This is a genomic window from Acinetobacter albensis, assembly GCF_900095025.1.
Lineage (GTDB): Bacteria > Pseudomonadota > Gammaproteobacteria > Pseudomonadales > Moraxellaceae > Acinetobacter > Acinetobacter albensis.
Map to the genome: position 1 here is coordinate 79747 of NZ_FMBK01000003.1, position 12260 is coordinate 92006.

Consider the following 12260-nt stretch of genomic DNA (forward strand, 5'->3'; position numbering starts at 1 on the left):
TGAAGATTTGAAGATTTGAAGATTTGAAGATTTGAAGATTTGAAGATTTGAAGATTTGAAGATAAAGAGTCCAATATATTTGAATGATTTTAAACAAAAAAAGAAGATAAAGCTTAAGCCTGATCTTCTTTTTGGCCATAAAACCATGTTGCTGCAATATATAAAGAGAAACCAATAATTGAAGCTGTCGCAGTAATCATAGACTGAATACTCTTAAGATTTGATGGGGGTATTATGTAAAAGTTTTATGACATATTTATGACAAAATTGTCATATTTAATACAATTTAAGCCATCCAAATTAATATTTTAATTTTCAACAACTTAAAAAATAAAAAATAAATTTTTAATCTTTAAATTTTGACTAATTCATTCTGTTTTTATTGAAATATGACATTTTCCAAACTTTTTTAAAATCAATCATTGATAAACAATAAATTGAAACTTACTTACCCAATTCTTCCTTAAACTTTCACTTAAAAATCGGGCAAAACACCCACAAAACTTGCTTTTTATCTTATAATTTAGCCCGCTAGCTAACAGCCCGCTCAAGAGATATTTGTATGACAACTATTATCAAGCAAGATGACCTAATCATATCGGTAAAAGATGCGCTTCAGTTCATTTCTTATTATCATCCACAAGACTTCATCCAAGCGATGAGCCGTGCTTATGATCGTGAAGAGAACCAAGCTGCGAAAGACGCGATTGCACAAATTCTGATTAACTCCCGTATGTGTGCAGAAGGCCATCGTCCAATCTGCCAAGATACAGGCATTGTGAACGTATTTCTTGAAGTGGGCTTAGATGTTAAATTTGATTTAACCATGAGCCTAGATGATGCGATTAATGAAGGTGTACGTCAGGGTTATCTTGAAAACTCAAACATTCTTCGTGCATCAGTTTTAGCTGATCCTGCTTTTGGTCGTAAGAATACCAAAGACAATACCCCTGCTGTCATTCACTACAAACTCGTTCCGGGTAACAAAGTTGATATTACTGTGGCCGCAAAAGGTGGCGGTTCAGAAAATAAATCTAAACTGGCGATGTTAAATCCATCTGACTCAATTGTGGATTGGGTACTTAAAACTGTTCCGACGATGGGTGCAGGCTGGTGTCCACCAGGTATGTTGGGTATTGGTATTGGTGGTACTGCTGAAAAAGCCATGATGCTTGCAAAAGAGTCACTCATGGAAGAAATTAACATGGACGAACTGCTTCGTCGTGGGCCTGAAAATAAAATCGAAGAACTTCGTATGGAGATTTTTGAGAAAGTTAATGCCTTAGGTATTGGTGCACAAGGTCTTGGCGGTTTAACCACAGTTCTAGATATTAAAATTAAAGATTATCCGTGTCATGCTGCGGGTAAACCTGTCGGTATGATTCCGAACTGTGCTGCAACTCGTCATGCGCACTTCCAGTTAGATGGCTCAGGTATTGCACATATTCAAGCACCTAAACTCTCTGACTATCCTGCGGTGACTTGGGATTCATCCACTTCTAAACGTGTTGATTTAGACAACATCACTCAAGAAGAAATGAATGCTTGGCAACCAGGCGATACATTACTGCTTAACGGAACAATCTACACAGGTCGTGACGCTGCACATAAACGTATGTGTGAAATGCTCGACAAAGGTGAAGAATTACCCGTTGATTTGAAAGGTAAATTCATTTACTACGTTGGTCCAGTCGATCCTGTGGGCGATGAAGTGGTTGGTCCTGCTGGCCCAACAACGGCTACACGTATGGACAAATTTACCCGCCAAGTGCTTGAAGCAACTGGCTTATACGGCATGATCGGTAAAGCAGACCGTGGTCCAACAGCTATTGAAGCCATTAAAGACAATAAAGCGACTTATTTAATGGCCGTTGGCGGTGCAGCTTATCTTGTGTCTAAAGCGGTACGTCAAGCTGAAGTGGTTGCTTTTGCTGATTTAGGGATGGAAGCCATTTACAAGTTTGTGGTTGAAGATATGCCTGTATCTGTCGCCGTAGATGTGAACGGAACCTCTATTCATGCAACAGCACCGAAAATCTGGCAAGCGAAAATTGGTAAAATTCCAGTAGTAGATGCTGCTGCAGTTTAATTAATCTAAGCACAAAAAAAGCACTCTACATTTAGGGTGCTTTTTTATTTCTATTGCTTAAACCTTATTTTACCAAGTCAACGGATTCCACAGTTTGAATGGTTTAATTAATTGCACATCATCTGCAGGATCATATTTTTCTCGCTTAATTTTTTGCGCTTTTTTACGCACTTTCCCTGTATTTTGATCTTGAGCGACAAAGTTAAAGCTTTCTGATTTCAACTGGGTAAATGCAATTTCATTCAAACCTGTTTTTTCAGGAACCAGCATCAAAGGACCAGAAAGTTCTCGACGAGTATTTAAGTTTTCCTCATCATATTTAATAAAATAGGATTTTCCACCTTCAACAGTAAAGTCGAGATATTTAGGTTTTTGAAAATGCTGCACCCCTAAAGGACGACTACTGGATAAACGATACGTTCCAGCAGGTAGTTCAATCCAATAATAATGATTATTGAGTAAACTCGGAATACGCTCACTATTAATAAAAAGACTCGATGCCACTATCTCTTGACGATTCCATTTCGTATCAGGACGATACATATACACAATCGCAGCTTGAGTATTTTGTGCTTGAACTGATTGAAAATGCCGTCCTACGTTTTGATTGACCCACCCGCCAATGGTAAACATACCAAAGCGGTATTGTTCTATCATTCCTGGTGCATGTTCAGTATCGATAGGTTTTAAAGTAGATGTGACTTGAGCTTGTTCAATAGTCGTCTTACCATGACAACCCCATAAAATAACACTTGCACAGACCGCAATACAGACTCCACGCATGATTTTCCCTCACCGCGTATTTTTATTTTTGTACTAAATTGAGCACTTGATTTTGCAATATTAAATTGCGACATTTAAACCGCATATAGACGTCCACGTCTCGTGGTTCAGATTACCATCCAGTTTTATTTTTTCAAATAAAAAAACGTGGGAAAACACGAGTTTTCCCACGTTTCAGACGAATAGCGTGTTAAGCAGATTTAGAGTTTACAACCTTCAAATCTACTTTAGCAGCAACTTCCGTCTCTACTTTTGGCTGACGCTCAGTTTTAAGTTCTGGTTTTGCTTCGCCATTAATGACAGCGTCACTCACAATCACTGTACCGACATCTGTACGACTTGGTAAATCATACATCGTATCTAACAATGAATTTTCTAAAATTGAACGTAGACCACGTGCACCAGTGTTGTGTTCTAAGGCTTTTTTCGCCACTGCACGCAATGCAGAATCTTCAAAAACCAGATCTACATTTTCCATATCAAATAAATATTGATATTGACGTGTTAAAGCATTTTTGGGTTCTGTTAGAATTTGCATTAATGCGCCTTCATCTAACTCTTCCAAAGTAGCAATGACAGGCAAACGACCAATAAACTCTGGAATTAAACCAAATTTCACCAAATCATTCGCCTCAACCTGACGGAATAAATCAGACAATTTCTTGCCTTCATCTTTTTTCTTCACATCAGCTGTAAAGCCAATTCCGCCTTTTTCTTGACGTTGTTGCACAATTTTTTCAAGACCAGAAAATGCACCACCACAAATAAACAGGATATTTGAAGTGTCAATTTGGATGAACTCTTGTTGCGGATGTTTTCGACCACCTTGTGGTGGAATCGAAGCAACCGTTCCTTCGATCATTTTCAATAATGCTTGTTGAACGCCTTCACCTGATACATCACGGGTAATGGATGGATTTTCAGACTTACGGGTAATTTTGTCGATTTCATCGATATAGATGATCCCTTTTTGCGCTTTTTCTACATCATAATCTGCTTTTTGAAGAAGCTTTTGTACAATGTTTTCAACATCTTCACCCACATAACCTGCTTCGGTTAAGGTGGTTGCATCAGCCATTGCAAAAGGCACATCTAACAAACGTGCTAAAGTTTGTGCAAGTAAAGTTTTACCTGAACCTGTTGGTCCAACAAGCAAAATATTACTTTTTGCAAGCTCTACTGCGTCATCAGGTTTGTGACCTGTATTGGTCACTTTTAAACGCTTGTAATGATTATACACTGCAACTGAAAGCGTTTTTTTCGCAACATCTTGACCAATTACATATTGATCGAGCGCAGCACGAATTTCATGTGGCTTAGGTAAAGGCTTAGTTGCCCAATCATTCGATTCAACTTGTTGACTGGTTTGGACCAAATCTAAGCATACGTCCACACATTCATTACAGATGTACGCGTCCTCACCTGCAATCAGTTTCCCGACTTCAGACTGCGTTTTACCGCAAAATGAACAATGCTTTTGTCCTTGAGGATGTTCGGACATATTCACTCCAATATCAATATCTAAAAATTATGGACGTTTGCTTAACACTTCATCCACGAGACCATATTCTTTGGCAGCCTGTGCTGTCATAAAGTTGTCACGGTCAGTATCTCTGGCAACACGTTCATAGTCTTGACCACTATGCTCTGCCATTAAACGGTTTAAACGTTCTTTAATAAACAGAATTTCACGTGCATGAATCTCAATATCCGAAGCTTGACCACGGAAACCACCAAGAGGTTGGTGAATCATAACACGCGCATTTTCCAAGCAGTAACGTTTACCCTTTGCACCTGCATTGAGTAAAAATGCACCCATAGAGGCTGCTTGACCCATACAATATGTCACCACATCGGGTTTAATAAATTGCATTGTGTCATAAATCGCCATGCCCGCTGTTACCGAGCCACCTGGTGAATTAATATAAAGGTGTATATCTTTATCTGGGTTCTCTGCTTCTAAAAACAACATCTGAGCAACAATTAAGTTGGCCATGTTATCTTCCACTTCACCACTTAAAAAGATGACACGCTCACGTAAAAGACGTGAAAAAATGTCAAAAGAACGCTCGCCACGAGACGATTGTTCTACGACCATTGGTACTAAAGCGTTATCAATTGTTGGAACATACATATGCTATTTATTCCTAAGTTTTTGTTACTTAACTCATAGGCACAATATGAGGGATAATGATCGAAATTGCAAAATATTCCCCATTAAATAACAGATATTTTTATATCCACTTTGTGATGTCAGGTCAATTCAAATGCAAATTCACACATTAAAAAAGGCGCATGATGCGCCTTTTTTAAATCAGCAGAACTTAGCCTTGTTGACGAGCTTGTTGCTCTTTCAACAATTCTTCATAACTTACTGCAGTATCAGTTACTTTAGCAGAAGCTAAAATATGATCAACAATTTGGTCTTCTAAAACAACTGCTTCAATTTGAGCACGTTGTTGTTTGTCATTTTTGAAGTATTCAATCACTTCAGTTGGATCTTCATAAGAAGAAGCCATGTCATTGATGTACGCTTCTACACGTGTAGGATCAACTTCAATTTTTGAATCAGCTAAAACTTTGCTGACCAATACACCAAGTTTAACGGCTTTCTCAGCTTGTTCTTTGAACAAGTCATCTGGAAGCATGCTGCTGTCAAATGCTTGCGCACCTTGAGCACCAAATTGCTGAGTAAATTGTTGAATCATTTGTTGACGTTGACGATCAATTTCTTGAGCCAACATTGATTCAGGTACTTCAACTTCATTTGCAGCAACAAGAGCATCAAAAGTTGCAGATTTCACTTGGTTACGAAGACCATTTTTCACTTCGCGATCCATGTTTTTACGTACGTCAGCTTTTAACTTCTCAACGCCTTCTTCTTCAGTTAGACCAAAGATTTTTAGGAATTCAGCATCAATTTCTGGAAGCTTTTGTTTTTCAACAAGCTTAACCGTAATTTTGAACTGTGCAGCTTTACCCGCAAGGTTTTCAGCTTGATAGTCTTCAGGGAAAGTAACATCAATCACTTTCTCTTCGCCTTTCTTCATGCCTACGATGCCATCTTCAAAGCCAGGAATCATACGACCTGAACCTAACACAAGTTTAAAATCTTCAGCAGTTCCGCCTTCAAATTTCTCGCCGTCTACAGTTCCTTCAAAATCAAAAGTTACTTGCATGTCTTTTTTAGCCATGCCTTTTGTTTCAGCCCAAGCTGCACGTTGCTTTTGAAGGTTTTCAATCATTTGATCAACATCTTTATCGTTGACTTCAGATGATTTACGTTCCACTTCCAATGCATCAAATGCGCTAACTTCAACTTCTGGATAAACTTCTACCGTTGCTTCATAAACAAGAGCATCGTCTTTGTTTTCAACTTTGTCGATATTTGGCATGCCAACAGCATTAATTTTTTCTTGCTGAATAGCTTCAAACACTGTGTCACGAATAACATCGTTCACAACTTCTTGATAAATGCCTGCGCCATATTCACGACGTACCACATTTAAAGGCACTTTACCTGGACGGAAGCCGTTGATCTTCGCAGTTTTAGCAGTGCGTTTTAAACGGGCTTCAAATTGCTCGTTCACACGGCTCGTCGGTACAGATACATTTAAACGACGGGCAACGCCCGAAACCGCTTCAGAAGTTACTTGCATGGCTTCCTCGATATAGAAATAGTAATTGCAATTTTTAAAGTGCCACATTATATGACAACAATGAAAGATATACAAAGCTGGATGATTTAACCCCTATTTTTGCTTTGTTCCTCAATAAAGTCCACTTTTTATTTATATAAAAAATTTTCCTTCTTTTAATTGTTCTTTAGCACTTTTGTACATGTTTTATTGCAAATGATAAAGTTTATCATTAGTATTATGATGTTTTTTGTATTTTATTTGTTTTCAATTATTTATCTCGTCCACTACGGAATTCTATTTTATGAGTAAGTTCAACCTTCGCCCGCTTAGCCTCGCTATTCTAGGAATGACCTCGACTTCTATTTTTGCAAATACTGAAGCAGAGTCCTCTACGCATCAGCTTTCAACGATTGTGGTATCCGCTGCGGGGTTTGAACAAGACATTAAGAATGCTCCTGCAAGTATAAGTGTCGTGACAAAAGAAGATATTGAAAAGAAAAATGCAACCAGTATTGCTGATTTGCTTTCAGACGTTCCTGGCATTGATATTCGTTCTGGCGTTGGCAAAACATCTGGACTCAATATTAAAATGCGCGGTTTGGGTAATGACTATAGCTTAATTCTAATTGATGGGCGTCGCCAAACAACATCCTCTGATGTGACACCAAATGGGTTTGGTGAAACCTCAAATAATTTCCTCCCTCCTCTTGCTGCAATTGAACGTATTGAAGTGATCCGTGGTCCAATGGCAACACGCTATGGTTCTGAAGCAATGGGAGGTGTGATTAATATTATTACCAAAAAAATCAGCAATGAATGGAATGGGAATGTCACTCTTAGTGGAAATGTGATGGAAAGTAATGCAGAAGCTGATTCTTGGAAAACCAGTTTTTTATTAAATGGCCCACTAGTTCATGAACGCTTAGGACTACAGCTCAGAGGAAGTTATCTTGATCGTCAACGATCAGAGCGAGTTGTAAAGGACTCAACTTCACGTGACCCTCGACCAAATGCTGCTGAAAATTACGATATTGGTGGTAAATTACACTTTTCATTTAATGATGAAAACTCATTCTGGGCAGATGCCTTTCATTCTAATCAAACTTATAGCAATCAAAATGACCGTTTAGGTACACAAGATACACCTAGTCGTGCACGTGGTTATCAGGATGAGTTAGAATTCAATAGAGAGCAATATTCTTTGGGCCATGATGGTAATTATGACTTTGGAATTTGGAAAACATATGTAAGCCAAACCAAAACTGAAACCATTGGTCGCACCATTCCTAGCAATACTTTTCCAAATAATGCGGATGCAGGTCGCGATCGAAAATTAGAAAATACTGATTTTGTCGCAGATAGTCATTTAATTACCACACTAGATAATCATAAGCTCACTTTAGGTGCAGAATATAAAAAAGCAGAGAATGCAGATGATATTGCAGGAATTGGAGCAAAATTCGATAAAGATTCTTTCTCTTTTTACGCCGAAGATGAATGGAGTTTGTTAGATAACTTACATTTCACCTTTGGTGGCCGTTACGAAGATCATTCAGGTTTTGGTGGACATTTTAGCCCACGTGCTTATTTAGTCTGGAATACAACGGATGTATTGACGCTTAAAGGCGGTGTTAGCACGGGCTACAAAGCACCCTCAGCAAAATCATTACATAACGGTATCATTAATTTCAGCGGTCAAGGGACAACACCGTCTTTAGGTAATCCTAACTTGAAACCTGAGACATCCATTAATTATGAACTTGGATTGAATTATCAACATTCTGATAGTTTAGATTTTAATACAACTGCTTTTTTCAATATTGTAGAAGATAAAATCGTTTCTGAAGAATTTGTCTGTAATACCAATGATTGCTCAAATTTAGGCAATACAGTGACCTCTTATACTAAAAACTTTAATGCAGATGAAGCAGAAATTTATGGTCTAGAAACATCTCTTAGGTATCAAATTATTCCTGAATGGGATGTCAAAGCAGCTTATACTTTTACAGAGTCTGAAATTACGAAAGGTGCCAATAAAGGCTATGCGTTAGAGTCAACAGCTAAACATTTATTTAGTCTGACATCGACATGGCATATTAATGAAGCACTTGATATTTGGTTACAACACGAATATCAATCAGGACGTCCACGCTATTTAGAAACACCAACTGGCGGCGCACTTGATATCAAACAACAAACAGATAATAAATTTTCAGGATACAACTTGTTTAATTTAGGAACGAGTTATCAGCTCAATGACAAGGTTCGTATTAATGCCGCAGTAAATAACCTGTTAGATAAAGATTTTACTGAATATTTAGATTATTACGATTTAAATGGTGATTTACAACAAGCCTATAAATACCTATCGATTGGTTCTGGTATGTCAGGTACATATTTAGCAGGTCGTAATTATTGGCTTTCTCTATCTTACGACTTCTAAATCCAAAATCCCCATAAAAAACTCTGCTTATGCGGGGTTTTCCTATATAAGAATATAATCAATGACTTAATTACAAATAGTTACATTGTTTCATTCAATCCCCCATTTAAGTACTTATTCAGAATCGTCAATTTCAATTCAATTCAATAGGGATAAAAAACAAGAATCATTATTATTTTCATACATTTTCACAGTACACTTTTTGAGTTAGAAATGGCCTTCATTAAAACGCGCAAAAAAATCGTATCATCTGCAATTATGTCATCACTTTCTGTGATGGCGGGAAATGCTTTCGCACAACAAGAAGTCACGCAACTTGATACTATTCAAACTCAAGCCATCGCTGAACAAGGTTTAAAAGTAGACCAATCTGCCAATTCTAAATTTGTGGCTCCCCTTTTAGATACACCTAAATCAGTTTCAATTATTTCTAAACAATTAATTGCCGATACTCAAGTTACCACTTTAAGCGATGCATTACGCACAGTTCCAGGCATTACTTTGGGTGCGGGCGAAGGTGGTAATCCTAATGGTGATCGTCCATTTATTCGGGGTTATAACTCTGAAAGTTCTATGTATGTAGATGGCGTACGGAATGCCACTTCACAAAATCGTGAAATGTTTGCTGTAGAACAAGTGGAAGTGACCAAAGGTTCGGCATCAGCCATGGGTGGTGCAGGATCGACTGGTGGTAGCATCAACATGATTTCTAAAGTTGCTAAAAAAGGTGACGCCTTAGAAGGCTCAGTTGGTGCGGGTACAGACAATTATCAACGCATTACTTTAGATGGCAATAAAGATTTTGGAAATGGTATTGCAGCTCGTGTTGCAGTATTAGGTCACCAGAATGAAAAAGCTGGGCAAACTGATGGTGCTGAATATAAACGTGCTGGTATTGCACCCAGTATTACTTTTGGTTTGGACACAGCGACTCGTGCAACTTTAAGTTATTACTATTTAAAATCGGACGATACACCTGACTCAGGTGTGCCATATTGGAATTCAGCAGATAATACCGCTACAGGAAAACCTTTAAATGCCAAACAAGGTATTTACTACGGGTGGTTAGATCGTGATTTTCAAAAACAAGAAAATCAAAGCGGAACGATTAAACTAGAGCACGATATCACTGAAAATATTACGTTGCGTAATATGGCCGTATATAACAAGTCAGATAACAATTATCTTTGGACTCAACCAGATGATAGCCAAAAAAATATCGCAAATGGTGAAGTTTGGCGTCGTGTGAATACTAATCTAACAAGTACAGATAGTTTCACAGATCAACTTTCTTTAGCAGGTAAATTAAATACTGGTTCACTTAAGCACAGTTTCAATGTGGGTGCTGAATACAGCAAACAAGAATCTGATCGTGGCACGAATATTGTTACTGATCCAAATACATCGAGCATCGGCGGTAGTGGAGCAACAAATTCTTGTTCTTTAGCGAATTCAAATGGTTGGTGTACAGATGCATATAATCCTAACGCTAAAGACGCTTGGTTAGGGAATGTCAGCGCCAATCCAAACGTAACCAATATTTCATCTAAAACACAATCTATCTATGCATTAAATAATATTGAAATCACACCACAATGGTTATTAGATCTAGGCGTTCGTTGGGATAAGTTTGACACTGATATCACATATAATAAAGATTCAGGTTCAGGTGCAAATTTGATCAAAGCAGGTACAGTTTATGAATCAAGCAATGATTTCTTTAACTATCAAGCAGGTTTAACATTTAAACCTACTGAAAATAGTAGTATTTATGCGAGCTATGCGACTTCTGCAAATCCTGTAGGTGTCGATGCGGGTGATGGCTCAGAAGGTGTAAGTGTTCCGGGGCGAAATACAACGGACGCGCAATCTAGAGCTATTAATAATTTAAAACCTGAAGAAGTTAAAACGTATGAAATTGGCACAAAATGGGATGTGCTGAATGCTAAGTTGAATTTAACAGCAGCTATTTTCCGAACAGAAAAAGAAAATACACGCGCACTGGATACGGATGGTTTTACACGTAACATTGGTGAAACACGTGTTGATGGTATTGAACTTGGTGCTAATGGTAATCTTACAGATAAATGGGCGCTTTCACTCGGTTATACTTATTTAGACAGTGAAATTATTGATGCTGGATTTGTAAATACTGCTGCATCAGGTCAACCTGCCGTATATGCACCAAGCCCAACGAACGGAAACCAAGTTCAAAATGTGGCTAAAAACAGTGCAACGCTGTGGACTACGTATCAAGTACTTCCGCAACTCAATTTAGGCGTTGGTGCAATTGCAATGGACAAAGTCTATGGTGATGCGGCCAATACCAAATATGTATCAGGCTATGTCCGTTATGATGCCATGGCACGTTACAACGTGAATAAAAATGTGGATCTACAACTCAATGTCAACAATGTGTCTAACGAACGTTACTTTACTAAAGCGTATGCATCACATTATGCAACTGAAGCAGAAGGCCGTAGCGCAGTATTGTCATTAAACTTCAAATACTAAAACTTGCTTAAAAACGCCATCAATCCTTGATGGCGTTTAATTTTAAATAGCCTCATCATGAGGCTATTTTTATCAAGACAATCTTTATATCTTCAAAGGTGCTGCCGTGATCCATCATATTCCAAATGTCCTGAGTAAAGAGCAAGTTCAATATTTTCGTGAAGAAATGGCAAAAGTTGAATGGGTCAATGGAAAAGTTACAGCAGGCACGCTTTCAGCAACAGTCAAACAGAACCAACAACTCTCTGAAGACCATCCGGTTACGCATCATCTCAGCAATATTATTTTGGAGTCTTTGGGACAACATCCTTTATTTTTATCAGCAGCGCTTCCTTTAGATATTATTCCACCTCTTTTCAATCGTTATGAAAAAAGTGAAGCTTTTGGTTTTCATGTCGATAATTCTATTCGTCGTATTCGCGGCAGCAATGATCGTTTACGTACGGATTTATCTTGTACGCTGTTTTTAAGTGAACCAGAAGAATATGAGGGTGGTGATTTGGTGGTTGAAGACACCTATGGTTATCATGAAATTAAATTACCTGCTGGCGACATGATTCTATATCCCTCGACCAGCTTACATGAAGTAAGCCCTGTCATCTCAGGTTGTCGAATGGCCTCCTTTTTTTGGCTGCAAAGTATGATTCGTGATGATGCAGAACGACACATACTGTTTAACTTAGATCAGACCATTCAAACCTTGCGTACCCAATTGGGTGATCAACATACAGAAGTGATTCAGCTCACCAGTCTTTATCACAATTTAATGCGCAAATGGGCAGAACTCTAA

Annotated in this window: 8 protein-coding genes; 4 read left to right on the top strand and 4 right to left on the bottom strand. The window is 38.1% G+C overall.

What is annotated here, in order from left to right:
* Positions 1 to 562: 562 nt before the first annotated feature.
* Positions 563 to 2089 (top strand): fumarate hydratase, encoded by a 1527-nt coding sequence (locus GA0116959_RS02860; RefSeq protein ID WP_092718219.1) that lies wholly within the window; start codon positions 563 to 565, stop codon positions 2087 to 2089.
* 69 nt (positions 2090 to 2158) lie between these two features.
* Here the strand turns inward: GA0116959_RS02860 and GA0116959_RS02865 are convergent, their stop codons facing one another.
* The 4 genes from GA0116959_RS02865 to tig all read right to left on the bottom strand — a co-directional run bounded on the left by GA0116959_RS02865 (position 2159) and on the right by tig (position 6531).
* On the bottom strand, positions 2159 to 2872 hold the full coding sequence (locus tag GA0116959_RS02865; protein ID WP_092718222.1) for a DUF2846 domain-containing protein: 714 nt from the start codon (positions 2870 to 2872) through the stop codon (positions 2159 to 2161).
* Between the two features lie 190 nt (positions 2873 to 3062).
* Positions 3063 to 4373 carry an ATP-dependent protease ATP-binding subunit ClpX gene (gene clpX, locus GA0116959_RS02870; protein WP_092718225.1) on the bottom strand — a complete coding sequence of 437 codons (1311 nt, stop codon included), beginning with the start codon at positions 4371 to 4373 and terminating at the stop codon, positions 3063 to 3065.
* Between the two features lie 27 nt (positions 4374 to 4400).
* Positions 4401 to 5006 carry an ATP-dependent Clp endopeptidase proteolytic subunit ClpP gene (clpP, locus tag GA0116959_RS02875; RefSeq protein WP_053578741.1) on the bottom strand — a complete coding sequence of 202 codons (606 nt, stop codon included), beginning with the start codon at positions 5004 to 5006 and terminating at the stop codon, positions 4401 to 4403.
* 190 nt (positions 5007 to 5196) lie between these two features.
* Positions 5197 to 6531 (bottom strand): trigger factor, encoded by a 1335-nt coding sequence (gene tig, locus GA0116959_RS02880; RefSeq protein WP_092718227.1) that lies wholly within the window; start codon positions 6529 to 6531, stop codon positions 5197 to 5199.
* Between the two features lie 283 nt (positions 6532 to 6814).
* On the opposite strand from tig, the gene GA0116959_RS02885 reads away from it, so the two are divergent.
* The 3 genes from GA0116959_RS02885 to GA0116959_RS02895 all read left to right on the top strand — a co-directional run bounded on the left by GA0116959_RS02885 (position 6815) and on the right by GA0116959_RS02895 (position 12260).
* Positions 6815 to 8956: a TonB-dependent receptor domain-containing protein gene (locus tag GA0116959_RS02885; RefSeq protein ID WP_092718230.1), complete on the top strand. Its 2142-nt coding sequence runs from the start codon at positions 6815 to 6817 to the stop codon at positions 8954 to 8956.
* Positions 8957 to 9169: 213 nt separating this feature from the next.
* The gene (locus GA0116959_RS02890; RefSeq protein ID WP_092718232.1) at positions 9170 to 11470 is read left to right on the top strand and encodes a TonB-dependent receptor; all 2301 of its coding nucleotides are present in this window, start codon (positions 9170 to 9172) and stop codon (positions 11468 to 11470) included.
* A 106-nt stretch (positions 11471 to 11576) separates the two neighbouring features.
* The gene (locus GA0116959_RS02895) at positions 11577 to 12260 is read left to right on the top strand and encodes a Fe2+-dependent dioxygenase (RefSeq protein ID WP_092718235.1); all 684 of its coding nucleotides are present in this window, start codon (positions 11577 to 11579) and stop codon (positions 12258 to 12260) included.